The following is a 24,341-nucleotide window of genomic DNA, read 5'->3' as shown; positions in this document are numbered from 1 at the left end:
ATATCGAATATAACAACACAGGTTTTTATAAAATAGCTACTCATGGTTTTCAAGTTACAGTAAAAACCTAATAGTTAGCGTTGCGATGCTCTTCTGATTCAGTATCGATTTGTTCTACTAGCTCCTGCATATCCTCATCCATCACCTCGTCATCGACAGCTGGATAATGGCTTGGCAATTCAAGCATCTGCTGCACAAAGGCATAACGCAAGGTATCACGGCGACCTAAGTAACGCTGATAAAAACTTGAGTTTAATAACCCAGCACCGCCTTGGCCCATCGCCCAAATCGAAGATAAGTAATCACGCGTACTTAAGCTACTATGCTGCTCTTGTAAATAAGCACTGATAATATCAATTAAACGCTTCATACGCTGACGGCGAATATCATAAAGCTCGCCAAATAAGCGATTCAAACCCGTCACTGATGCCGCTAAACGCTCTTCTATTTGGTTAAGTAACATGGCTTTTTGCGGATTGAATAACTGTTGAAAAATCATCCGCGCGACACCTGCCGAAGGACAGTCATCAATACGGTTAATCTCAAACAACTGTTCTTCATAACGGATAATGATACGCAGGTAGAGCTCATCTTTACTGGAGAAATGTTTATATAAGGTACCTTTAGCCAAATCAAGCTGGTCGGCCAAACTATCCAAAGTGATATCACCATCGCCTGACTCAAGTAGCAATTGCTCTGCCATCGCTAAGATATTCTCTTCTCGTGCCTTGAACTGGTGCTGACGACTCATAATTTCTCCTAAAATCTGACAATATCATGCATATGACCATCCTTTACATTAGTGTATCGGCAGCGTCTGTATATGTCATACAACGGCTATGCAAATACCACCAAAGGAAATATGCTTATGTTTGCTAAATAGTCATTGATAATCATAGAGTTAAGTTAAGCATCATGAACACTTATAAAACAAAACCACCAGACTAACCAATAAATGACTGAGTGGTCATAGCATAACCATTTTAGTGATACTGTGCCAGTAAATTCTCAAAGTTTTTTGCAGTTAGTATGCCGACTTCCTCACCGCTCCAGCCGTACATCTCGGCAAGATAGCTTGCCACATAGGGCACGTATGCTGGCTCATTGGGTCTACCACGTTTAGGGACAGGGGCTAGGTAGGGACTGTCAGTCTCGATGAGTATTCTATCTTTGGGCATATTTTTTGCCGCATCTTGAATCATTTGTGCGCTCTTAAAGCTAACAATGCCCGAGAATGAGATATAAAAGCCCAAGTCTAGCGCCCGTTTTGCAGTTTCCCAGTCTTCGGTAAAACAATGAATAATGCCATGCTCAGCGCCTTCAGCTTTTAGGATATCAAGTGTATCTTCTTTGGCATCACGCATATGGACGACAAGCGGTTTTTTTAGATGTTGGCTGGCATGGATATGACGCGCAAGGCTGGCTTGCTGCTCTTTTTTATTTTCAGTTGACCAATAATAATCCAGCCCAGTTTCCCCTATCGCCCACACGTGCTCAGCATCAGCGGTTTTTGTCAGGCGCTCAACCGTCGCTGACTGCAATACGCCGATATCTTCACAAGGATGGATGCCGACGCTCATACCTAAATTTAGCGTCTCATCGCCATAGGTGCTGACAATATTGGCAATCTCATCATATTCAGCGAAATCACACATAATGGCCATCGCACGAGTCACATTGGCTTCTTTCATAGCGGCAATTGCGCCTGATAATTGACCATCATACTTGGTCAAATCCAAACGGTTTAGGTGACAGTGGCTATCAGTAAACATAAATAATCTCTTTAATAAAAATCAATAAATGGAATATCTTAAAGTATAAATTTAGTAATCGTAAGCGTATTGATTGCTCTAAATAGCACTGTTTTCAAGGGGTGTTTAATAAGCGCCTATACATGTGCTTTTAAACCCCTTGCTAATCAGCGTATCTTTTTTAAAGAATACCTTTTTTTAAAGAGCTTACACTTAAAAGGCAGTTATCAATGTAACGGCACCACGCGCATTACTTCTTCTATGGTTGTTAGCCCTTCACTAATACGTTTTGCTCCTGATAAACGTAGCGGCTGTACGCCTTCGCGGTAGGCTTGCTGCTTAAGCACATCTAAATTAGCATCGGCTGCGACCAGTTTTTTTAGCTCATTCGATAATGGCATAATCTCGTATAGACCAACGCGACCTTGATAACCGGTATGGCGACAGTGCTCGCAGCCCTGCGCCTTATAAACTTGTGCTGGCACTGGGGCGCGCCAAGGCTGTACCAATTCTTGCCATTGAATAGCTATTTCACTATCTGCTTTCACATCAATTGCTTGCTTACAATGCGGGCACAATGTTCGTAATAAACGTTGTGCCATGATGCCTAATATCGTTGCTGAGGTTAAAAACGGCTGAATACCCAAATCGTGCAGACGAGTGATAGAGCTTGGTGCGTCGTTGGTATGTAGCGTTGAGAGCACCAAATGCCCAGTCAACGATGCTTGTACTGCCATATTTGCAGTCTCAGCATCACGAATCTCACCAACCATAATAATATCTGGGTCTTGACGCATCAAAGAGCGAATACCGTCAGCGAAATGCAAATCAACCCCTGGATTGACCTGCATTTGGTTAAAGGCGGGCTCAATCATCTCAATCGGATCTTCGATAGTACAGACGTTGACCTGCTCAGTGGCGAGCTGCTTCAGCGTACTATATAAAGTGGTGGTTTTACCCGAGCCCGTCGGACCAGTGACCAAGATAATACCATTTGGATGCGCGGTCAGCTCATGCCAAGTCTCAAGCTGCTTACCCGACAGACCAAGCTGAGCAAATGAGCGCACCAGTACTTCTGGGTCAAATACCCGCATCACAAGCTTTTCACCAAAAGCAGTCGGCATGGTGGAGAGGCGCAGTTCCGTCTCTAAGCCTTTTGGCGTACGGGTTTTTAAGCGTCCATCTTGTGGTTTGCGCTTCTCTGCGACATTAAGACGTCCCAGAATCTTAATACGTGCGGTCACTGCCACTATAATAGCGAGTGGCATCTCATAAACACTATGCAGCACCCCATCAATACGAAAACGTACCTTGCCTGTCTCGCGGCGTGGCTCTAGATGAATATCACTGGCGCGCTGCTCAAAGGCATATTGCAACAACCAATCGACGACTTTAACGATATGTTGGTCATTGGCATCTGGATTGGTGTTATCACCCAGCTGCAATAAAGCTTCGACATTGGTCACATCCGCGGCAGCACGCTTATGTAGGGAGTTTGCGCCTGCAATCGCTTGCGTGACTTGATAAAACTCTTGCCGATAGCGATTGATTTGTTCAGGATTAATAAAGACTGTACGATAGCTTTTTGACTTAATGAGCTTTTCAATATTGCCATGCCAATCGGTATAAAATGGTTGATCGGTACCGATAACCACTTCATCAAGCGTCACTTCAATGGGTAAAATATGCTGCGAGCGCGCATATTCAAACGACATCAGCTGCGTCACTTCCGGTACATCGACCTTTAACGGATCAATACGCACCAGCGGCATATCTGCTTTGGCAGCCAACCATTGATTGAGCCATGCCAGCGTTAATTTATTCTCAGAATTACTATCAAGCGCGTGACCATTTGGTAGCCCAAACTCACTAATCGTCAAGAGCGGATGCTGCGCCTTATTACGGCGGCTGGTAATGACGAGATTATAGCCCCGCTGATCAATCACCCTGTCTGCCAACAATTCATCTAGGCACCAACGTAAATCAATCACTATCGAATATTTTTGAGCAGGCATAGTTTTATTCTTCTATAGTTGCATTTTTCTATGGTTTAGGTCATTTGGTCGGCGGTGATGTTTACTATAACTCTGATATTTACTTTAATTATACTGCGACAATATTTGTTATCTGTAATTCGCCCGATTCCAGCAATTGAAAGCTAACATCAACAGATTTATAACGCATGACAAATGATGTATGTATCTCTGTACGCCGATAAGCAGGGCGCGGGTCTTGTGCTATTAACGCTTTAACAGTATCAAGATCAGATCTTAATAACTGCTGTTGGATTTTATCAATGACTTTTTTGACTGATGATTGCTTATTTTGAGCATTTTCTGCTGCTATATTATCCGCACTTTGATTGGCGATAATTTGCACAAACTGCTCATAAGCCCATTCAGTAATCGTCACATTCAACAAGTTTGGTGCAGAGCTTGCAAAACCGCTTTGGGCATCAGGTAAGGCATCACTATAAGCCACATAAGGCTTAATATCGATAATGGGCGTACCATCTATCATATCAGCCCCACTAATAATAAGTAACACCCGACCTTCTACAATCTTAATGCGTTCAAGCTTCACCACCGACAAGCCGAGCGCAGATGGACGATACATACTGCGACTGGCAAATACGCCTATTTTTTGATTGCCACCCAAACGTGGCGGCCGCACTTGCGGGCGAAAAGCGCTTTCCACTTTTTCTTGCTGATTATGGTTATCTAAACTGGTCTGCTTATCTTTATGCAGTTTGTCTTTATATAAATAGTTGTGATGAAACTGCCAACTGATCCAAATATGGCTAAAATCATCCAATCCGATAAATGCTGCTGGCGCGTCATACGGCGCGAGCATTTCAATAACACTGGTCAATGCAACCAAATTTGGCTGCCTTGGCGCACCAAATTTTTGCGACAGCGGTGCACGGTGGTAGCCAATAATAGGTGAGATATGATGGCTTAAAGGTGCATTAGTCTGACAAGTCATAAATCTAATCCCAAAAAATAAATGGCTGATAATAAATGGCACGCGCTAATCATAGAAAATTATTCGCTAACGATATTCCATTTTATCATGCTACAGATAGGCAGCCAGACGGATTTTTACTTTAAAGTTTGTTATGATGAGCGAGAAATTTATTGAGAATGGCTTGCATTCATATAACAGCATTCACAAGTCTACATTCTTAGACCTATATTCATAAAGTACGGCGTCAACATTTACTATTATAGGCAGGCCTGTCATTTAGTAAAACCTGACGTCTCATAAAACCTGATAATAATGTTAAAATAAGGGTTTTTTGCGGCTTGCATTTGCTGGTCTGACTGAATAAACGCTTTATTTTATAAACACTTTGCATAACGTTAAATCCATTAATATTTTTTATCCCAAAGATATTTTAATTGGCGACTACACATTATCACTTACTAACGAGGGCTTTATGTCAAAACTCCGCACCGAAACGGTCACAGAGGTTCATCACTGGAACGATGCACTATTTAGCATCAAAACCACTCGCGACGACGGTTTACGTTTTCGTAATGGCGAGTTTGCGATGATTGGTATCGTTGTCGATGGTAGACCGCTACTGCGCGCTTACTCGATTGCCAGCCCTAACTACGAAGAACATTTGGAATTTTTTTCTATTAAAGTACAAGACGGTCCATTAACCTCACGTCTGCAGCATATCAAAGTTGGTGATGAGCTATTGGTCAGTAAAAAGCCGACAGGTACTTTGGTACTGGACGATTTATTACCGGGTAAGCATTTATATATGCTGTCAACCGGTACAGGACTTGCGCCATTTTTAGCCTTAGCACGTGACCCTGAAGTCTATGAGCGTTTTGAAAAAATCATTTTGGTACACGGCGTGCGTCAGGTTAAAGACTTGGCTTATCGTGAAATGTTCGAAGAAGAGCTGCCAAATGATGAAATCTTTGGTGAAGATTTCCGTAAAAAGTTCATTTACTATCCTACTGTAACGCGCGAAGAGTTTAGAAATACTGGCCGTATCACTGACCTTATGAAATCAGGCAAATTCTTTGAAGATATTGGTCTGCCTCCGATGAATAAAGACGACGACCGTGTCATGATTTGCGGTAGTATGCCGTTTAACGCTGAAGTGTCAGCGATTTTGGACGATTTTGGTCTCACCGTTTCTCCACGTATGGGCGTGCAAGCAGATTATGCGGTTGAACGCGCCTTCGTTGGTTAAAAATGAATTTTTATTGTAAATATAATAAATAATTCTTGACGCTCGAAAATAGGCTGCTATAATACGCAGCCTATACAGAGATAACCCTGTAGCCCAATTCGATACAGTCTAGCACTAAAGACTTTATCACCTAACACGCCGGTGTGATGGAATTGGTAGACATGACGGATTCAAAATCCGTTGCCTTTAAAAGCGTGTCGGTTCAAGTCCGACCACCGGTACCATATACGAAACCCTCACAATTGATAGATTGCGAGGGTTTTTTATTGCCTATTATTTAAAAATATCTTTCTTATCAAAAAAACGACCACTCTCATTAACTTAGAGTGGTCGTTTTTTAACAGCGAATAGTATATCCACTTAATTCATAGGACGATTTTTTATTAAACATCCTAGAATCAAGCTGATTTAACTTTATTTATCATTACTATTCGGCTTCATCCAACAATTTGTTAACCGCCTCTGCCATGTCGTCATCTATCAGGCTGTCTTCTATATAGTCCACTAGCTCATGGATAGTGGTTAGATCCATTTCCCGAATACCCAAGCTTGCCAGTTGCTGATTAATAGATTCCAAACTCTCTGTAGCCTCAGAGTTATCTAATAACTGCTCATCAAAACTGTCACTGACAAACCAGTACATTTTTTCTAATAAGCTATCTCTTTTGGTCAAGGTAGAATAACTATCACCATGGATAAACAAGTTAAAATGATAAGGCATCTCTATATCATTGATGAAAAAAATACGCTTACATTCTAGGGTATATGCTTGCACTTGTTCTTCTTCAGCGCTTTCGCGCTCTTCTTCGCTGTCGTCTGCTTGAATCTCTTCTTTTACCAACCCTTCTAATATCTCATAACGCCCAGCTTTGACTTTATGATTATAAATAATACAAGAGTCAGCAATCGCATGGAAAATAATGGCGCTGACATCTAAGGTGTGGTTATCAATATCATAAAAAGCTTTTAAAAAAGGCAAGAATTCTGTGAGTTTGTCTTCTGGCACTTCAGTCAAAAACTGCTGCTCGTAAATCTTAATCATGTCTTCAGGTGAATAAGTATTGGCAGTATTGGTCTCATTTCTGCCCGTAGGTTGCAAGGGTATCAGGTTATATGGATTATTATGGGTCATGCAGGACTGCCTTTTTATTTAAGTAAAATGTATAAGATTTCTGCTACCACAAAACGCTAGTAGCGTCTAAATCCACGTTTCCTATACGTCTTTAGTGGTTAGATATCTAAGTCCTCTATTATCTCTTATTCAGCCACTTTTAGATATATATCGTTTAATGGTTCAAATTGCCCAAAAAAACCACTCTAATCGGGTTAGAGTGGTTTTTAGACCGCTAATGCTAGCTCAATTTATTTTAAAATAGCCTATCGTTAATTAGCAACCTGTGCTTTTTGATGCTTACGGACGTTGGTGCCATCTTTACGCGTAATAGTTATCCCTGTAAAGCCAAATAATATCGTTAGTAGTAGCGATAAATAACAGAAGAAGGCATAAGGCAGGTATTCAAGTACAGGAACGCCTAATGCTTGGCTGATAAACACGCCGCACACACTCCAAGGTACCAATGGATTGATCACCGTACCGGCATCTTCAATGGTACGCGATAGGTTTTTTGGGTGTAAGTTTAAACGCTCGAACGTCGGTCGGAAGGCAGTTCCTGATAATAAGATACTTAAGTACTGCTCACCGATAAGCACGTTGATACTCAAAGCCGACATGGCAGCAGCAAATATCGCTCGACCTGCTGTCGTTAAGTTGTCTTTAATACCTGACAATAATGCTGGCAAGATACCTAATGCCGTCAGCAAGCCACCTAGACTGAGTGCTAATATCACAATTGCTTGGGTGAAGAACATGCTTTGGACACCGCCGCGCGATAGCATACCGCCTACCTCGCCCAGCTCTAATGACTCAGCAGGTGCATAACCTGCAAACAAATAACCACCCAATTGCCCAAAGCTTGGCGAGCTATGTAAGTAAGTAATAATCAAGGCCGCAGCGATGGTACAGATGATGGTGTAAATGGCATTGACGCGAAATATCGCCAGTCCTACTAGCACGACGAAAGGCAATACTGCATAACCATGCACCAAGCCACTTTCGATTAATTGTCCTTGCAGCACTCTTACTTGACTTAAATCAGAGCCAGCCGTTTGACCAGAGAAAAACCAGAATAATATCACCGTCAGTATCCATGCCGGTACAGTGGTATACATCATATTGCGAATATGCTCAAACAAATCAATGCCCACAACCGATGACGCAATGGTACAAGTATCGGATAATGGCGACATTTTATCACCGAAAAACGCCCCTGATACTACCGCGCCAGCAGCAATCGCTACATTAGCATCAAAGGCATTGCTCATCCCTATGAAAGCCACGCCAAGGGTAGCGGCAGTGGTCAAACTACTGCCTAAGGCAATACCAATAATAGAGGTTAATACAAACGCTGAGATATAATAATACTCTGGCGATATCAGCTGAAAACCAAAATACATCAGTGTCGGAATAGCACCAGACATCATCAAAGCGGCTACCATCAAACCAATAAAGAAGAATAAATAAATCGCACCGATACCACGCATGACGCCAGACGCCATTTGCGCTTGCATATCATCGAAGCTCAAACCTTTGAACAGACCGATGGCCAGTAGCACGCAGATAGCGAGTATCAATGATAAATGCGGTACCCAGCCAAGGCCAATCATGGTAACGCCCATGATGGCGATGACAATGGCAGAAATCATAAACGCCAGTTGCGGTGAAATTTGAGTTAATATTTTTGGCGGCATCACACATCCTTAGCTTGCCAGTGTATTCTGGCGTTGGGGTTGGCTTTGGGTTGGACAAGTTTAATGAGTTGCAATGATTATTGCTACCCTCATCACTTATCAAGTAGGCTATCGGTCTTAGCTGCCATGACAAAATCATTGCGATGCAGACCTTTAATGCTATGTGACCACCAAGTGACGGTGGCCTTGCCCCACTCTACCAAGATACCCGGATGATGCCCTTCTGCTTCAGAAATCTCAGCAAGCTCGTTGGCAAATGCCATTGCTGTGACAAAGTTTTTGAATTTATACTGACGCTGTAGTTGCTTGATGCCATCGACTTCAATCAGCGACCACTCAGGAATTTGTGTTAACAGCTCGCGCGCTTCGGTATCGTCAACGGTCGGTGCGCCGATACGGCAGGCTTCACAGCTGGCTTGTGATAATGTAGTCATTATAATTTCCTTTTATGTTAACTATTATTTTTAATAAACGAACGTCCATGTTGACGCTATTAGTTTAGTGCTAAACCATTAGTACTAAACCATATAAATAGTGCAACCTCTTAAATACTACTAAGTTTTTCCCTCAATCGTTTAGGAGTTTTTTGCCGCATAAGTGGGTTCAAACAATCCTAGTGACATCGCCTGCTTGACCATCCCCATGATGTCGCTATCGACAATATCAAATAGCGTATTCAAATCATCAATCACATAATAAATCGGCTGAATATGATCAATGCGATAAGGCGTACGTAATACATCAAGCAAGTCAAATGGGCGATATTCTGGTTGTTGCTGACATTGGGACTGCTGATGTTCTGCTTGCTTATCGGAAGTACCACTCAGCGCATAGAGGGTTTCAGATGGTGAGCTTAAAATACCGCCGCCATAGATACGACGATTATCAGGGCGACTACCAACCAAGCCAAACTCGATGGTAAACCAATAAAGCCGTGCTAAAAACCATCTTTCTTCTTTACTGGCATTAAGACCCAGCTTGCCATAGGTCTCATTAAAAGCGGCAAACGCAGGATGAGTCAGCAGCGGACAATGTCCAACGATTTCATGAAAGATATCAGGCTCTTCGATATAGTCCATGTCTTCGAAGCGACGGATAAAGGTCGCTACAGGAAAAGATTTATTTGCCAACAGTTTAAAAAACTTACCAAAGCTGATTAATGCAGGAACCGCCGCAGTTTGCCAGCCAGTCGTCGCTTGTAGCACCTCATCAATATCATGTAGTTGCGGAATATGCGTCGATGGCAAGTTCAGTTTTTTAAGGCCATCTAGGTAGGCTGAGCAGGCACGATTGGGTATTTGCGTGGCTTGACGTTCAAGCAGCGCCTGCCACATGGCATTTTCATCGACACTATAATGAATATGACCCTGACTGTCTGGCTGACGCGAGACGTAAGGCTGCTTTATATGAGTTGAATGGTCGTGATGAGATCCATCAGCTGCTCGCGGTGTTAAAACCGCACTATTGGCACTGATGGTTTTACTATAAGACGTTGTCTGTGATAGGCGTTCCATGCCTGTATTCCTTTTATTCCCGTGGGTTACATTAACTTTTCATCATTAACTTGTCTTAAAACCACCTCAGTTAAACTTAATTAATCTTAGTTAAACTGAACCGATACTTTAAGTGACTGTTGTAATAATGATGGTTAATGAAGACAAGACGTTATCCTTTCGTCTTGTCCATTTTCTTGTTCTGAGCACTGACATATAAGCATGGATACATAAGCACTTGTATATCAGCGCTAACAGATAAACTTTAAACCAAGTTACGGTGTTGGACTAAGTTACAGCGTTTCGGTCTCTGACTGACCAATCGCGCCGCGACGGACTTGGTCACGCTCGATAGATTCAAACAGGGCTTTAAAGTTACCTTCACCAAAACCATCCTCGTAATCACCTTTACGTTGGATAAACTCAAAGAAAACTGGGCTACCCAGAATAGTTTCAGAGAAAATCTGTAGCAGTAACCGTGGTTTGCCGCCTTCAGTCGTACCATCTAGCAAGATACCGCGCATCTGCAGCTCAGAGACATTCTCGCCGTGGTTTGGTAGACGCTCGCTTAGCATGTCATAGTAAGCCGCGTTTGGTGCGGTCATCAATGGAATACCCGCAGCTTTTAACTTATCTATACTGGCAAATAGGTCGTCACTGGCTAAGGCAATATGCTGAATACCTTCACCGTTAAAGTGCATCAAATATTCTTCGATTTGGCCGCCGCCTTGCTTAGACTCTTCATTTAACGGAATACGGATTTTGCCATCAGGGGCGGTCATCGCTTTACTGGTCAATCCGGTATACTCGCCTTTAATATCAAAATAACGGATTTCACGGAAGTTAAAGATGCGCTCATAGAAGCTTGCCCAATACGCCATACGTCCGCGATAGACGTTATGAGTTAGATGGTCAATGACTTTAAAACCATAACCCGCAGGGCGTCTGTCAACGTCTGGTAGAAATTCAAAATCGACATCGTAGATAGACTCGCCATCTTTAAAACGGTCGATTAAGTAAATAAGAGAACCACCGATACCTTTGATAGCAGGCAGTCTTAATTCCATTACCCCTGTTGGCACATCTACTGGCTGGGCGCCTTTTTCAATCGCCAGCTCATAGGCTTTTTTGGAATCCTTGACGCGAAAACCCATGCTACAAGCCCCTGCGCCATGCTCTTCAACGAAATAACTGGCTTGGCTTTTTGGCTCACGATTGATGATAAGGTTGATATCACCTTGACGGTATAAAGCAACGTCCTTTGAGCGGTGATTGGCCACATGAGTAAAACCCAACTGCTCAAATAACTCTGCAACAGCTTGTGGTTTAGGTGAGGCGAATTCAACAAAGTCAAACCCTTGCAATCCCATTGGGTTTTCAAATAAATCTGCCTTTAACTCTGACATTGTAATCATCCTTAATTTCAATTGGTGGTATAAAAAACAGTAAAAATATAATGCTAAAAAATAGCTTCAATCAATAATTCTTATTGACGATGCATTTATATTAGATTAGCTTGATTTATAAGACTAATCGTATTTTTTGATTTATTTATCAGGTTTACTTATGAATATCAGTATTCGCCAATTGACCGCTTTCGTCAGCGTCGCCGACAATGGCAGTTTTACCCGTGCCAGTGAGCAGATGCATTTAACCCAATCTGCCGTCAGTGGTTTGATTAAAGAGCTCGAATCTAGCCTCAGTATCGTATTGTTTGATCGCACCACACGCCAGCTGTCTTTATCCGTCGTCGGGCATCATCTGTTGCCGCAAGCACGGCGTATCTTAAATGAGATGCAGCTGTTTGAAAATGAAGCCAGTAGTTTGACAAGTTTGGCGCAAGGTCAGGTGAGGCTTGCGGTGTCGCAATTTGCCGCCTCCTCCATGCCAGCAGTCATTGCCCAGTTTGCTAAAGAATATCCTGACATTAGCGTGTCTTTGCTTGATTGCTCAGCCGAAAATGTCCTTGAACACATTCAAAACATCGAAGTAGACTTAGGCGTGGGCACTGAGCTTGGTTTTATGGAGTCTGAGGATGACATCAGTGCCGATTTGTTATATCAGCTGCCGTTCTGTGTGGTCATGCCTGATAGCCATGCGCTGGCGCAGAAATCAGAAGTCGTCTGGCAAGACTTGGTAGACACTCCACTTATTACCTTGCAAGGTCCATTTATTGAGCAAGTGACCGCTGAACTTGATGAGAGTATCGCAAACCACATCCAGCAGGCGCGCTATAAAGTCAACTTTATGTCGACCGCCCTTGAGATGACCCGCCAAGGTTTTGGCATTACCTTATGCTTGCCTTATATGCCGGAAGTGATAGATTGGGTAAGCGCCAATGGCTTGCAAATGCGCCCATTGGCACAGCCAGTAAAAATGCGCCGCTTTTTTATTTACCAACGCTCCTCACGAGGACTATCGCCGGCCAGCATCGCCTTTAAGCAATTTTTGCAGGCTTACTTTGCCAGCCACTTCGATGATTTACAGAGTGTTTGATCTCTCTTAATCAAATCATTACTTAAGTTTGGCAAAGACTCAAATTCAGCAAAAAATTTGCCAATAAACAAAAAAATGCGTTAATTAATCAGTATCGCTGAATCTAACGTTGAGTTAATCGCCAAACTGGTTTATGCTTTTTAACGCCTTAACTCATCTCCCTTGTAAGGAAAAAAAATGTTTGAACGTATCGATTATTATGCCGGTGACCCGATCTTAGGATTGATGGACAAGTTTGCCGCCGACACCAACCCAGATAAAGTCAATTTAGGCGTGGGCGTTTATTATGATGAGGATGGCAAATTACCCGTCCTTGAGTGTGTCAAAACGGCTGAGCAGCGTATTGCTGACCCAATCTCTCCTCGTCCTTACTTGCCAATGGCCGGCTTACCCGGACACCGTAAAGGTTGTCAGGAGTTGCTGTTTGGTAAAGACGCGCAAATCTTACAAGACGATTTAGTTGCGACCATCGCCACTATCGGCGGTTCTGGTGCGTTAAAAGTAGGCGCAGAATTTATCCATGAATGGTTCCCGAAGTCTAAGTGTTACGTCAGCGACCCAACGTGGGGCAACCACATTGCTATCTTTGAAGGCTCTGACGTCGAAGTCGGTAAATATCCGTACTACGACAAAGCGACCAGCAGCATCAAATTTGATGAAATGATTGCTTTTTTTGAGACTTTAAACAAAGATGACGTCATCTTATTGCACCCTTGCTGCCATAACCCAACCGGTATGGACTTGACTCGTGAGCAGTGGGATACCGTCCTAAACGTCATTCAAGCGCGTGAGCTGATTCCATTTATGGACATCGCGTATCAAGGCTTTGGCGAAGATATGGAAAGCGACGCTTACGCGATTCGTAAAGCCGTCGACATGGGTCTGCCATTATTTGTCAGTAACTCATTCTCTAAAAACTTGTCACTATATGGCGAGCGTGTCGGCGGTCTATCAGTCGTTTGTCCAACAGTAGACGAAACTGAGCGCGTCTTTGGTCAGCTGAACTCTACGGTACGTCGCATCTACTCAAGCCCACCATCACACGGTGGTCGCGTGGTTGATATCGTTATGAACGACGAAGCGCTACATGAGCAATGGGTTGGCGAAGTTTATGCGATGCGCGACCGCATCAAATCTATGCGCTCAAAGCTCAAATCAGTATTAGAAGAAAAAATATCTGATCGCAACTTCGATTACTTAACTGAGCAAAATGGTATGTTTAGCTTTACAGGTTTGACGCCTGAACAGGTTGAACAACTACAAAGCAAGTTTGGTATTTACATGGTTTCGAACTCGCGTATGTGTGTTGCTGGCCTAAACAGCAGTAATATCGATTATGTTGCCAATGCCATGGTCGACGTCTTAAAAGACTAATCATCTAATGCTATTTCATAAAAATCATGTCAATAAAAAGGCTGAGTCATTGCTCAGCCTTTTTTTATGCCCGATACTTTCTAAAAAAAACTGTATAGAAAACACTGCATAAAAAAACTTGCAATGCATTAAGCTATAAATTACATTATATGTAAGTAGTTAATTATAACGTAATTCAATATATACTTTAGCAAGGAGCTCCCCATGTCAACGATTGACAAAAACCTCACCTCATTTATCGATATTGCCGCTGATTCTGACTTTTCTATTCATAATTTACCTTATGGTATCTTTAGTGAAGCCGCCGACGGTAAGCGTCGCGCTGGCGTTGCTATCGGTGAGCAAGTGCTAGATTTGTCGGTACTTGAAACAGAAGGTTTATTAAGTTTAGATGGCGGCTCTTACTTTGATCAGCCAACGCTTAATGCCTTTATTGATTCTGGTCGCAATAATTGGACAAAGACTCGAACAACCATTCAAGCGCTGCTATCTAATGCCAGCGAAACTTTACGTGACAACACAGAGTTGCAGAAAAAAGCTCTGTTTAAGCAAGCAGACGTCACCATGCATCTGCCCGTTCAAGTGCCCGGTTTTACGGACTTTTATTCTTCTAAAGAGCATGCGACCAACGTTGGCACTATGTTCCGCGACCCAAATAACGCCCTACTGCCTAACTGGACTGAAATGCCAGTCGGTTACAACGGACGCGCCAGCACCGTTATCGTTAGTGGTACGGATGTGATACGCCCATCAGGTCAGCTAAAACCCAATGCTGATGACCGTCCTATTTTCTCGCCTTGTAAACGTCTAGATTTTGAGCTTGAAACCGCCTTTGTCGTCGGTAAAGGCAATAATATAGGTCAACCGATTGCAGTCGATGAGGCAGCGGACCATATTTTCGGTATGGTATTACTTAATGACTGGTCAGCCCGTGATATTCAAAAATGGGAATACGTGCCTTTAGGTCCATTCAATGCCAAAACCTTTGCTTCTGAAGTATCACCTTGGATTGTAACCATGGATGCTTTAGCACCTTTTAAAACCTCATGCCCAACGCAAGAGCCAAAACCACTGGCTTATCTCAATGAAAAAGCCGCTGATAGCAGCTTTGATATCACTCTATCGGTAGAGTTATTACCTGAAAACGCAAACGAAGCAACGGTGGTTTGTGAGACCAACTTTAAATACATGTATTGGTCAATGGCACAGCAGCTAACGCACCACACCATCACGGGTTGTAAAGTAGAAGTCGGCGATATGATGGGCTCAGGGACGATTTCAGGACCGACACCAGACTCTTATGGCTCGATGTTAGAGATTGCCTGGAATGCGACCAAACCTGTCACTTTAAAAGGCGGCGAGATACGCAGCTTTATCGAAGATGGTGATACGGTCATCATGAAAGGCTATAGCGAAAAAGATGGTATTCGTGTTGGCTTTGGTGAAGTACGCGGCAAAGTCTTGCCTGCACTCACATTCGATTTTGACAAATAGTATAGAAAACAAAAGATATTAAAATAAAGGTATAAGAACAGCAGTTTTGAGTTGCTAAGCAACCATAGACGTATGGTTAATCGGTAATGGCAGCTTCCATCTACTGACTGTATTCCCTATCAAAAGGATATTGATATGAGTTTTAAAATTGAAAAAATCCATCATGTGGCCTATCGCTGCAAGGATGCTAAAGAAACTGTTGAATGGTATAAAAAATATCTCAACATGGATTTCATCTTAGCATTTGCTGAAGACCATGTACCTTCGACCAAAGCCTTTGACCCTTATATGCATGTGTTTTTAGATGCTGGTAATGGCAATGTCTTGGCGTTTTTTGAAGTGCCCAATCAGCCTGAAATGGGCTTTGATCCCAATACGCCAAACTGGGTGCAACACTTAGCTATGAAGGTAAAAGACCGTGATGCCTTAATGGCTGCAAAAAAGCATTTAGAGGAAAATGGTATTGATGTGGTTGGCGTGACCAATCACGGTATCTTCCATTCTATCTATTTCTTTGATCCTAATGGCCATCGTATGGAGCTCACCTACGATGATATTACCTCAGAAGAAAAAGTCTCGATGATTACTGAAGAGATGAAGTATGAGATGTTAGAAGAATGGTCGCGTACTAAACGTGCACCCGCTCATACTCAGTTTTTACATTCAGAGGAACTGGCTGAAGCAAGAGAAGTCGCGCCTGTCGGTGAATAATCAGGCTGTTATTTATTAGCTATCTATTGTTGTTTGATTATTAAAATGAATATGATAATCAAATGACAATAGAATCAAAAAAGATAGCCAATCAATAAAATCTAGTCATCAAGAAAGGACTCTACGATGAAAATAAAAACACCTTTAGGGATAGCATTAGCTTCGCTACTCACATTATCAGGCTGTTCAAATAACGAGCAATCTGTCAGTGAATCTATAGATTCAGACAAAGTAACCACGTTAAGATTTTCACATTTTATGACTGCCAACGACAATATAAATACCGAGGGCTTTGAGCCTTGGGCTCGCAAGATTGAAGAAGATTCCAAGGGACGCTTAAAAGTTGAAATCTACCCTTCTGCCACGCTCAGCAAGCCAGGCGCCACTTATGAAGCTGCAGCCAAAGGTACCGTCGATATCGGTATGCAAGTGCAGGGCTACACTGCTGGGCGTTTCCCTTTAACTCAAGTGGTCGAGTTGCCAGGTATATCCAATACAGCAGAACAGCAAACCTGTATCTTGTATGAGCTATATAATAATGGCGCAATCAATAGTGAATATGAAGACACCCATTTACTTTCTTTGATGGGCTCAGGACAAGGCGCATTACATACCGCTGACAAACCGATTCGTACACCTGCTGACATGAAAGGCTTACGTATTCGTCAACCATCTGTGGTTGCAAGCCATGTTATCGATACGATTGGAGCAGCTCCAGTTGGGATGCCTGCTAGTGATACTTATACCTCATTGCAACGTGGTGTTATTGATGGTTTAGCCTTTACTTGGCAGCCTATTCAAGCATTCCGTTTAGATGAGTTACTCAATCATCATACCAACATTCCTTTTTATAACTCTACCTTCGTAGTAACTATGAATAAGGATAAATACAACAGTCTACCCGATGACCTAAAAAAGGTCATTGATGATAACTCTGGTTTAGAGCTGTCAAAACGTATTGCAAGAGTATTTGATGAAAGTAATGAAGCAGCCATGGCTGCAGCGCGTGCCAAAGGCGATACTATGATTGATATTCCAGACCCCTTAAACGATCCTAATTGGAAAGGCCCGTTATTAGAAGGTACTCAACGATATCTTGATGAATTAGCAGCGCTTGGTTTGGACGGTGATGCCGTTTATGACCAGGCGAAAGCTGCTAGTGTCGCCTGCAAGGTCTAATCTAAAGGAGTTGGGTTCGAATCAAACTAATGGCTACGCTATTTGATAACGCTGCGCTATCGCTAGTATTTGCTCGACCACGTTACGCTGCTCACTCATCGGCAACTGCTCTGTGGTGCCGATGATAGTAATGGCATATTCTAATGCCAAGCTATCACCCGATGACTTAGCATTATCTGATGAGCTTACATTGCTAGCAAGCTGCGGTATGATAACAGGGATAGTTATAGCATTAATTCCCATAAGCATATCACCGGTGACGGTCGCATAGCCTTGGGTACGAATTTTGGCTCGCAATTGGTTAAAGTAATGCCATTTCTCTGTTATTACTGTCTCTTGCTTCGCTTGCCATTCTGCGATGACTAAGGGTTTAATAACAGCATCTGACTGATAGCTTGCAAACAAATGACCTGTAGCCGATGTCGTTAATGGCATACGTGATCCGATACGAGTTATGATACTGATTGGGCTATCTGGCTCAACCGATTGAATGATAATCGGACCTTCACTAAACCATTTGGCAATTTGCACGCCGCAGTGTAACGTGTCTTTAATCTCATTGGCGATATGGGTCAGTCGCTCCAAGATATTGTTTTGATTAAATCCAGTATATCCCAATGATGCCAGTGTATTAACGCGCACGCCCAGTCCATAACGACCATCGCTGAGCTGCCGCGCATAACTTTTACGAATAAGACTGACCAGATAGCGATGACACTTTGCCGGATGCATTTGCACATTTTGCGCAATATCTTTAAGCATCATAGGCTCGTTGTGATTGATAAGGACGTCTAATACTGACAATCCGATTTCAAGTGACTGTACACCACCTTGGTTTTTATTAGTAGTAGGATTGTCTGTCAGGTTTTCAGATACGGGCATGTTTTGCTCAATCAGTGGTTTGTTCAATTGATGGCTTACTATATTAGTTATCTACGCTATTAATGGTCTACTTTGTTAATGTATTATTTATGGAAATCTCATAACAGTACGACTTAACATTACTCATTTGGATTATATAACATAAGCATGGTATCAATAATTATAACCACTTATGACACAAACAACCTACCATTATAAAGGGAATTGATAATGATGAAGTTATATAGTTACTTTCGTAGCGGAACATCGCATCGTACTCGTATCGCGATGAATCTTAAAAGTTTAGCTTATGAGTATATCGCGGTTAACTTGGCAAGAGATCAGCAGCTTGAATCAGCGTTTAAAGCCATTAATCCACAAGGTTTAGTGCCGGTATTACAAGCAGATGATTTGCTGTTGTTTCAAAGTCCGGCTATCTTAGAGTGGTTGGAAGAGGTTTATCCCGAGACGCCGCTATTGCCTAAAGACGCTGCCGGTCGTATGCAGGTACGTGCACTAAGCGCCATGATTGGTTGCGATATCCACCCCATTAACAATCGCCGTATTCTGCAATATCTACGCAATGAGCTATCGGTAGACGAGGATAAAGTTATAAAATGGTGTAATCGCTGGATAAGTGAGGGTTTTGCAGCGTTAGAAAAACGCTTAGCACAAGATAACAGCCGTGGAAAGTTCTGTTACGGTGATAACCCTACTTTTGCAGATTGCTATTTGATTCCGCAAGTCGCATCGGCAAGACGCTTTAAAGTAGATTTAAGCGCCTACCCTAATATAGCCGAGATCGATACGCATTGTCGCACGCTTAAAGCCTTTGCTGACGCCGATCCTATGGCTCAACCTGATGCCTAAGCACTTAATATTGACAAAAAAATAGCCTCTACAGTATGAGGCTATTTTATATAGGTGATTTACTACTTACCATGCTACTCAAACGTTCACCTCACACTGCGTGATCGCACTTACCTTGATTGGTACCGCGTATGCCCAAGGTGTGCCGCAGCTACAATAAAAGTAGCCATCTTTAAATGATACGATATAGGCGGTAAAATCATTACCATCATGATCCATCATCGCTTGTTCATCACTTTCATCATCAACCGCACACCATATTGGTTTATTACTATGTTCAAGTAATGCGCGGGTCAAGTTGCTCCCTGTTACCTCACCATTCATATCCAGCTCCTTAACTATCCTGTACTACCAGTAAAGCTCAGTGGTTTTCTGCTAATACCTTACATCATTGCTCGTTCCATGAGTATGACATGAGCTATACAAACATCCATATATGCTGAAAAATAAAATCATAAAGTCGTATTTTACTTAATAGCCATTAACTTCTTTGGATACTTTATTATAAAACAATAGCAGCAAAACTGTAACATATAAAGTGTTTCTTGCCGATAAACGGTAGGTATATTCGGATAAACGTTAAGCAAAACTGATTAATGTTGCCAGATAGGCTATCAAAAATGCCAAATATCGTGCTTAGTGCCACTAACCCGCTCTATATCAATAGTAGTATTAGCCTCCTTATAAACGATTTCATACTCAACAAGAGAGACTAAAACAAAGGTTGCAAATCAGGTAAAATAGTGGTTATGACTGCTCTTATCACACCTAGCCCACGCAAGATTATTCACATTGACATGGATGCTTTTTATGCCAGTGTAGAACAACGCGACTTTCCTGAACTACGCGGCAAGCCTTTGGTCGTCGGTGGCGATCCCAGTGGTCGTGGGGTGGTTGCAGCTGCCAGTTATGAGGTGCGTAAGTTTGGCGTACGCTCAGCTATGTCATGTTATGAAGCACGCAAACGTTGCCCCGACGTCATATTTGTCAGGCCACGCTTTGATGTCTATCGAGCGGTCAGTCAAGATATTCGCCGCATTATGCACAGCTTAACCTCGCACGTTGAACCTTTATCGTTAGACGAAGCCTATCTTGATGTGACAGGACTGAGTGTGCATCATGGCTCAGCCACACTAATGGCAAATTGGCTACGGGCGCAAATTTTAGAGCAGACAGGACTTAATGCCTCTGCGGGCGTGTCCTTTAATAAAATGCTGGCCAAGATTGCCTCTGATATTAATAAACCCAATGGCACGGCGGTTATCACGCCAGCGGATGCCGATGCGTTTATTAGCACACTGCCTATTGAGCGTTTTCATGGGATTGGCAAAGCAACGGCGAAACGCTTGCATGCGATGGGTATCAGTAACGGTGCTGACCTGCGGCGCACCCCTGCTGCCCTATTAGTCAATGAGTTTGGTAAACGTGGACAGTTTTATCATGACATCGCCCATGGCCGTGACGAACGCCCCGTTAAATCGCAGCGTACGCACAAGTCGGTTGGTTCTGAGACCACTTTTAGGGACAATTTAAGTCACGATGATGAGTTACGTATACAAATCTATGAGCAAAATGCCGATGCTTTTGAGCAGCTGCATAATAAGCAACTAATCGCCTATACCATTACCCTTAAAATTAAATACGCTGATTTTACCCAAGTCACGCGTTCACACACCTTATCCACGGCTTTTGATAGCGCTGAATCTGCCCATTACTGGCTTGATAAGCTGTTTTTAGACATTCCACGTCTGCTGCCTATCCGGCTTGTCGGTGTTACTTTTTCTTCGTTAACGCCCGCCACTCAAATACTGCCGCAGCTAAATTTATTTGAATAAGTCATTAAATCTTTGCAAACAAAGCTATTGGAAATAAAGCCATAAAATTGTCACACCTTAAGTTATTTTGCTTAGGCTATTTTACTTACCATTCGTCATTTATGAACGGGTAATGCTTAGGAAACCGTTCTTTCATATCCGCATTTCTGCTACAATTACCTCGAAACTTCTATCTATTGAAAGACCGACTATGACTGACTCTCAACCTATAAACCCAGATGTTAATTTTACTAATACGACCAATAACAATACCGACAAAAACTTCAACAACAGTAATGATAAAAACCTACATAACGATATTAATAAGAACGATGACGTTTTAGACTATCTTAGTGTGGATGATTACGATTATGAGCTGCCAGACAGCTTAATCGCTCGTTACCCATTGGCGCAGCGTTCAGCATCAAAGTTGCTATATTTAACTAAAAATACGCAAAGAAATGATAACAGTCAGATTTTAGACAAACAATTTTCTGAGCTGCCCGACCTGCTAAACACGGGCGACTTAATTGTCTTTAACGACACCAAAGTCATGAAAGCGCGCTTGTTTGGGCAAAAAGACACGGGCGGTAAGATAGAAGTGCTGATTGAGCGTTTGGTTGAGCTATCAGATTTAGATGATGCGACCTTACATTTACAAACGACAGACGGTACAACCGTTAGCCAAGAGCATATTGCCCTTTGCCATGTTAAAGCCAGTAAAGCACCCAAACTTGGGCAACGGTTGCAGATTGCCGATGGTCATATGCACGCTGTGATGATTGGTCGCCAAGATAACTTATTTATTTTAGCTTTTGAGGCGTCTATTTTGCCTGATTTAGAGCGTTATGGTGAGCTGCCTATTCCGCCCTACTTTGAGCGCCACGCCGATGCGACTGACAATACCCGTTATCAGACGGTTTTTCATGACCCAGCCAAACTTGCCAGCGTTGCTGCACCCACAGCCAGCTTACATTTTGATGAGCTCGTGTTAGATAAGCTTGCCGCCAAAGGCATTAATACCGCTTTTGTCACCTTACATGTTGGTGCTGGTACGTTTGCCCCCGTAAAAACAGACAACTTGCTCAATCACACCATGCATAGCGAATATGCTCACCTGCCCCAAACTACCGCTGACCTTATTAACCAAACGCATGCCAATGGTAAGCAAGTGATTGCAATTGGAACAACGGTAACACGAGTGCTTGAGACTGCGTATCAAAAAACAGCGGTCAATGGTCAAGTACTTTCTAGTTGGGCGGGTGATACCGATATCTTTATTTATCCAGGGTTTAAGTTTGGTGTTATAGATAAACTGTTTACTAATTTTCATTTGCCAAAGTCTACGTTGCTGATGTTAGTCTCAGCATTTGCAGGCAAAGTGGCCATCGAACAGGCATATCAACATGCCATTAATACCGAATATCGCTTTTTTAGCTATGGTGATGCCATGCTGCTTGATAAAAATATTCAGTTGCAAGAATAAACATTAAGCAAACAATTCAGGCATTGTTCACAACAGCGGTGAAATAAACTGGTAAACTAAACAGTATTTTGTTATAACAACACAGATAACTCTCACTCTAAAGGGCTGCACATGTCTTGTCACTTATCTCATCGCTTGACTACTGTACATCGCTCAGTATCAATGGCGCTGCTTTATTCAGTCGGCTATGCAGCTTTTATGTCTCATGCCCAAGCAGCCACCATCGGCAAGACAGTCATTACCTCAGCGCAGCATGAACCTTTAGCTGCCAGTATTATGATCACTGATATTAAGACCGCTGATTTTTCAGCAAGTTTGGCGAACTCTACTATTTATCAGCAAATGGGCTTGACGCCCACTGACTCAATGACCGTCCGTTTCCAACCGACGTCAGCCACCAGTGGCCACGTTCTTATCACGACGACCAAACCTGTCTCTAAGCCTTTTGCAGATGTGGTGTTATCTATTAATGATGGTACTCAGCGCAATGTTATTCCTAAGACATTGCTGATGCCCCTAAGTGACAGCTTACCGATTACACCTACTCAAAATATCGTTACAGGCGCAAAAAAGCCGAACTTACCTAAGGTTTCTACCACAAACGCGCAACCGTTAATTGTTAAAAAGGGCACGCCACCACCACTATTATTGGCACCTACAGCCGTTATTACGCCTGCCACGCAAAGTTCTACTACGGTATATTCTCCCAATAGTTTAAAGAACAGTCGCTTAGATAACGAGCGTTTGAATAGCAATGCTGACAAGCAGAGCAATCCTACGATGACAGCTGTCAATCATGCTAACAATCATCCAACAGGGAATCTCAACGGCAGTGCATCTGCTACTGGGCTTACGGATAATCAATTTGATATCTTGAATATCCAGATTACCCGTCAGATACAGCCTAACGTTTCAAACAATACAAGCAATGCAAATCACACGAATTTGATGGCTGCCACGCCTACGGCGCCAACACCTATCAACCCTTTGCCAACAGCTAAAAACAATTCAGATAGTGCAGCCCCATCTACCCAGATTGCCCCACAGCAAGCCCTTTCCTCTGGAAATCTATCTACGCTAGGTTCCAATGATAAAGGCGCTAGTATCGCTTCTGCTAATAATGACACGAGCTCTGAGTTTAACTATACCGTACAGCGTAACGATAATTTATGGATCATTGCCCAGCAAATCGCAGAGAAAAACAATCTTGATGTGCAAACCGTCATGAACGAGATTCAAACACAAAACCCGAATGCCTTTATCAATAAAAATGCGGATCAGCTAAAAGCCGATGCTCAGTTAAGTTTACCCAAATATGATGTCGTGCCATCACAAAAAAAGCTACAGGCCGCTATCAGTGAGCAAAAACGGCATAATAGAAAAGCAAACACACCAATAGTTAAAAAACCTGCTGCACCGAAAACTGCCCTTAAAACAAAAACTGGGCATGCTAAAGCGACAACACGTACTGAGAAGCCGGTTATAAAGAAAACGCAGACACTGCCAACCGCTCAGTTTTCTGTTCTCGCTCCTGGCCATGATGGTAGTGCAGATGGCACTAAAACTAAGGCAGGTATGACAACGGGCAACGGGCTTAGCACAGATGTGTTAGATATTCTTAAATCATCACGACAAAGTACTGCCGACCAAGCTCAGCGTTTATCAAAGACCAACAGCATGCTTGGCAGTTATACTAAAAAACTGCAATTACAAAACCAAAAACTGGCGGAGCTACAAGCTCGTCTCGAAAAACTACGCAATCAATAATTGCCTAACCGATCCATGCACTAT

General features: G+C 42.7%; 21 protein-coding genes and 1 tRNA gene. 11 read left to right on the top strand and 11 right to left on the bottom strand.

All coding sequences use genetic code 11. The annotated features are described in order from the left end of the window. Positions 1-67: 67 nt before the first annotated feature. From FHS24_RS00170 to tsaA, 4 genes are all read right to left on the bottom strand, one after another. On the bottom strand, positions 68-751 hold the full coding sequence (locus FHS24_RS00170) for a TetR/AcrR family transcriptional regulator (protein ID WP_183617669.1): 684 nt from the start codon (positions 749-751) through the stop codon (positions 68-70). Positions 752-983: 232 nt separating this feature from the next. Then, positions 984-1,772, bottom strand: coding sequence for a TatD family hydrolase (locus tag FHS24_RS00165; RefSeq protein WP_183617667.1), 789 nt, complete (start codon positions 1,770-1,772; stop codon positions 984-986). A 206-nt stretch (positions 1,773-1,978) separates the two neighbouring features. After that, positions 1,979-3,766: a GspE/PulE family protein gene (locus FHS24_RS00160; RefSeq protein WP_183617665.1), complete on the bottom strand. Its 1,788-nt coding sequence runs from the start codon at positions 3,764-3,766 to the stop codon at positions 1,979-1,981. Between the two features lie 88 nt (positions 3,767-3,854). Beyond that, positions 3,855-4,736, bottom strand: coding sequence for a tRNA (N6-threonylcarbamoyladenosine(37)-N6)-methyltransferase TrmO (tsaA, locus tag FHS24_RS00155; protein ID WP_183617663.1), 882 nt, complete (start codon positions 4,734-4,736; stop codon positions 3,855-3,857). Between the two features lie 454 nt (positions 4,737-5,190). Here tsaA and FHS24_RS00150 point away from each other — a divergent pair, with 454 nt between their 5' ends. Continuing rightward, positions 5,191-5,964, top strand: a complete 774-nt coding sequence (locus FHS24_RS00150; RefSeq protein ID WP_183617661.1) for a ferredoxin--NADP reductase — start codon at positions 5,191-5,193, stop codon at positions 5,962-5,964. A 137-nt stretch (positions 5,965-6,101) separates the two neighbouring features. Continuing rightward, positions 6,102-6,188 (top strand) — tRNA-Leu (locus tag FHS24_RS00145). A 203-nt stretch (positions 6,189-6,391) separates the two neighbouring features. Here FHS24_RS00145 and FHS24_RS00140 read toward each other — a convergent pair. The 5 genes from FHS24_RS00140 to hppD all read right to left on the bottom strand — a co-directional run bounded on the left by FHS24_RS00140 (position 6,392) and on the right by hppD (position 11,671). Beyond that, positions 6,392-7,096: a hypothetical protein gene (locus tag FHS24_RS00140; RefSeq protein WP_183617659.1), complete on the bottom strand. Its 705-nt coding sequence runs from the start codon at positions 7,094-7,096 to the stop codon at positions 6,392-6,394. A 251-nt stretch (positions 7,097-7,347) separates the two neighbouring features. Beyond that, positions 7,348-8,772, bottom strand: a complete 1,425-nt coding sequence (gene nhaC / locus FHS24_RS00135; RefSeq protein ID WP_183617657.1) for a Na+/H+ antiporter NhaC — start codon at positions 8,770-8,772, stop codon at positions 7,348-7,350. Positions 8,773-8,864: 92 nt separating this feature from the next. Beyond that, complete coding sequence (locus FHS24_RS00130) at positions 8,865-9,206, bottom strand: 4a-hydroxytetrahydrobiopterin dehydratase (RefSeq protein ID WP_183617655.1); 342 nt, start codon at positions 9,204-9,206, stop codon at positions 8,865-8,867. A 141-nt stretch (positions 9,207-9,347) separates the two neighbouring features. Next, on the bottom strand, positions 9,348-10,286 hold the full coding sequence (phhA, locus tag FHS24_RS00125; protein ID WP_183617653.1) for a phenylalanine 4-monooxygenase: 939 nt from the start codon (positions 10,284-10,286) through the stop codon (positions 9,348-9,350). A 272-nt stretch (positions 10,287-10,558) separates the two neighbouring features. Then, a complete protein-coding gene (hppD, locus tag FHS24_RS00120) occupies positions 10,559-11,671 on the bottom strand; it encodes a 4-hydroxyphenylpyruvate dioxygenase (protein ID WP_183617651.1) in 1,113 nt (370 codons plus the stop codon). 160 nt (positions 11,672-11,831) lie between these two features. Here hppD and FHS24_RS00115 point away from each other — a divergent pair, with 160 nt between their 5' ends. The 5 genes from FHS24_RS00115 to dctP all read left to right on the top strand — a co-directional run bounded on the left by FHS24_RS00115 (position 11,832) and on the right by dctP (position 17,519). Next, positions 11,832-12,761: a LysR family transcriptional regulator gene (locus FHS24_RS00115; protein ID WP_183617649.1), complete on the top strand. Its 930-nt coding sequence runs from the start codon at positions 11,832-11,834 to the stop codon at positions 12,759-12,761. A 177-nt stretch (positions 12,762-12,938) separates the two neighbouring features. Beyond that, the gene (locus FHS24_RS00110; protein WP_183617647.1) at positions 12,939-14,135 is read left to right on the top strand and encodes an amino acid aminotransferase; all 1,197 of its coding nucleotides are present in this window, start codon (positions 12,939-12,941) and stop codon (positions 14,133-14,135) included. Between the two features lie 204 nt (positions 14,136-14,339). Continuing rightward, entirely contained in the window at positions 14,340-15,629 is a 1,290-nt protein-coding gene (gene fahA / locus FHS24_RS00105; RefSeq protein WP_183617645.1) for a fumarylacetoacetase, read from the top strand. Between the two features lie 135 nt (positions 15,630-15,764). Continuing rightward, entirely contained in the window at positions 15,765-16,340 is a 576-nt protein-coding gene (locus FHS24_RS00100) for a VOC family protein (protein ID WP_183617643.1), read from the top strand. 126 nt (positions 16,341-16,466) lie between these two features. Next, entirely contained in the window at positions 16,467-17,519 is a 1,053-nt protein-coding gene (dctP, locus tag FHS24_RS00095; protein ID WP_183617641.1) for a TRAP transporter substrate-binding protein, read from the top strand. A 33-nt stretch (positions 17,520-17,552) separates the two neighbouring features. Here dctP and FHS24_RS00090 read toward each other — a convergent pair whose 3' ends face one another. Continuing rightward, positions 17,553-18,401, bottom strand: a complete 849-nt coding sequence (locus tag FHS24_RS00090) for an IclR family transcriptional regulator (RefSeq protein ID WP_183617639.1) — start codon at positions 18,399-18,401, stop codon at positions 17,553-17,555. A 213-nt stretch (positions 18,402-18,614) separates the two neighbouring features. On the opposite strand from FHS24_RS00090, the gene maiA reads away from it, so the two are divergent. Continuing rightward, positions 18,615-19,250, top strand: a complete 636-nt coding sequence (gene maiA / locus FHS24_RS00085) for a maleylacetoacetate isomerase (protein WP_183619041.1) — start codon at positions 18,615-18,617, stop codon at positions 19,248-19,250. A 78-nt stretch (positions 19,251-19,328) separates the two neighbouring features. On the opposite strand, the gene FHS24_RS00080 is transcribed toward maiA, so the two are convergent. Further along, positions 19,329-19,574, bottom strand: a complete 246-nt coding sequence (locus FHS24_RS00080) for a hypothetical protein (protein ID WP_183617637.1) — start codon at positions 19,572-19,574, stop codon at positions 19,329-19,331. Between the two features lie 425 nt (positions 19,575-19,999). On the opposite strand from FHS24_RS00080, the gene dinB reads away from it, so the two are divergent. The 3 genes from dinB to FHS24_RS00065 all read left to right on the top strand — a co-directional run bounded on the left by dinB (position 20,000) and on the right by FHS24_RS00065 (position 24,317). Then, positions 20,000-21,085, top strand: a complete 1,086-nt coding sequence (gene dinB, locus FHS24_RS00075; RefSeq protein WP_183617635.1) for a DNA polymerase IV — start codon at positions 20,000-20,002, stop codon at positions 21,083-21,085. Between the two features lie 190 nt (positions 21,086-21,275). Continuing rightward, complete coding sequence (queA, locus tag FHS24_RS00070) at positions 21,276-22,550, top strand: tRNA preQ1(34) S-adenosylmethionine ribosyltransferase-isomerase QueA (protein ID WP_183617628.1); 1,275 nt, start codon at positions 21,276-21,278, stop codon at positions 22,548-22,550. A gap of 111 nt (positions 22,551-22,661) precedes the next feature. After that, complete coding sequence (locus FHS24_RS00065) at positions 22,662-24,317, top strand: type IV pilus assembly protein FimV (protein ID WP_183617626.1); 1,656 nt, start codon at positions 22,662-22,664, stop codon at positions 24,315-24,317. The last annotated feature ends 24 nt before the right edge of the window (positions 24,318-24,341 follow it).

The sequence above is a fragment of the Psychrobacter luti genome, assembly GCF_014192115.1.
GTDB classification, from domain to species: domain Bacteria; phylum Pseudomonadota; class Gammaproteobacteria; order Pseudomonadales; family Moraxellaceae; genus Psychrobacter; species Psychrobacter luti.
The sequence above is the reverse complement of the archived record's forward strand: the minus strand, read 5'-3'. Positions and strand labels throughout refer to the sequence as shown.

Coding starts and splice junctions, on each gene's coding strand:
- FHS24_RS00115 (WP_183617649.1), top strand. CDS start 11,832: ATGAATATCAGTATTCGCCAATTGACCGCTTTCGTCAGCGTCGCCGAC.
- fahA (WP_183617645.1), top strand. CDS start 14,340: ATGTCAACGATTGACAAAAACCTCACCTCATTTATCGATATTGCCGCT.
- tsaA (WP_183617663.1), bottom strand. CDS start 4,736: ATGACTTGTCAGACTAATGCACCTTTAAGCCATCATATCTCACCTATT.
- FHS24_RS00130 (WP_183617655.1), bottom strand. CDS start 9,206: ATGACTACATTATCACAAGCCAGCTGTGAAGCCTGCCGTATCGGCGCA.
- phhA (WP_183617653.1), bottom strand. CDS start 10,286: ATGGAACGCCTATCACAGACAACGTCTTATAGTAAAACCATCAGTGCC.
- FHS24_RS00150 (WP_183617661.1), top strand. CDS start 5,191: ATGTCAAAACTCCGCACCGAAACGGTCACAGAGGTTCATCACTGGAAC.
- dinB (WP_183617635.1), top strand. CDS start 20,000: ATGACTGCTCTTATCACACCTAGCCCACGCAAGATTATTCACATTGAC.
- nhaC (WP_183617657.1), bottom strand. CDS start 8,772: ATGCCGCCAAAAATATTAACTCAAATTTCACCGCAACTGGCGTTTATG.
- FHS24_RS00170 (WP_183617669.1), bottom strand. CDS start 751: ATGAGTCGTCAGCACCAGTTCAAGGCACGAGAAGAGAATATCTTAGCG.
- hppD (WP_183617651.1), bottom strand. CDS start 11,671: ATGTCAGAGTTAAAGGCAGATTTATTTGAAAACCCAATGGGATTGCAA.
- FHS24_RS00140 (WP_183617659.1), bottom strand. CDS start 7,096: ATGACCCATAATAATCCATATAACCTGATACCCTTGCAACCTACGGGC.
- FHS24_RS00090 (WP_183617639.1), bottom strand. CDS start 18,401: ATGCCCGTATCTGAAAACCTGACAGACAATCCTACTACTAATAAAAAC.
- FHS24_RS00160 (WP_183617665.1), bottom strand. CDS start 3,766: ATGCCTGCTCAAAAATATTCGATAGTGATTGATTTACGTTGGTGCCTA.
- queA (WP_183617628.1), top strand. CDS start 21,276: ATGACTGACTCTCAACCTATAAACCCAGATGTTAATTTTACTAATACG.
- FHS24_RS00080 (WP_183617637.1), bottom strand. CDS start 19,574: ATGAATGGTGAGGTAACAGGGAGCAACTTGACCCGCGCATTACTTGAA.
- FHS24_RS00065 (WP_183617626.1), top strand. CDS start 22,662: ATGTCTTGTCACTTATCTCATCGCTTGACTACTGTACATCGCTCAGTA.
- dctP (WP_183617641.1), top strand. CDS start 16,467: ATGAAAATAAAAACACCTTTAGGGATAGCATTAGCTTCGCTACTCACA.
- FHS24_RS00110 (WP_183617647.1), top strand. CDS start 12,939: ATGTTTGAACGTATCGATTATTATGCCGGTGACCCGATCTTAGGATTG.
- maiA (WP_183619041.1), top strand. CDS start 18,615: ATGAAGTTATATAGTTACTTTCGTAGCGGAACATCGCATCGTACTCGT.
- FHS24_RS00165 (WP_183617667.1), bottom strand. CDS start 1,772: ATGTTTACTGATAGCCACTGTCACCTAAACCGTTTGGATTTGACCAAG.
- FHS24_RS00100 (WP_183617643.1), top strand. CDS start 15,765: ATGAGTTTTAAAATTGAAAAAATCCATCATGTGGCCTATCGCTGCAAG.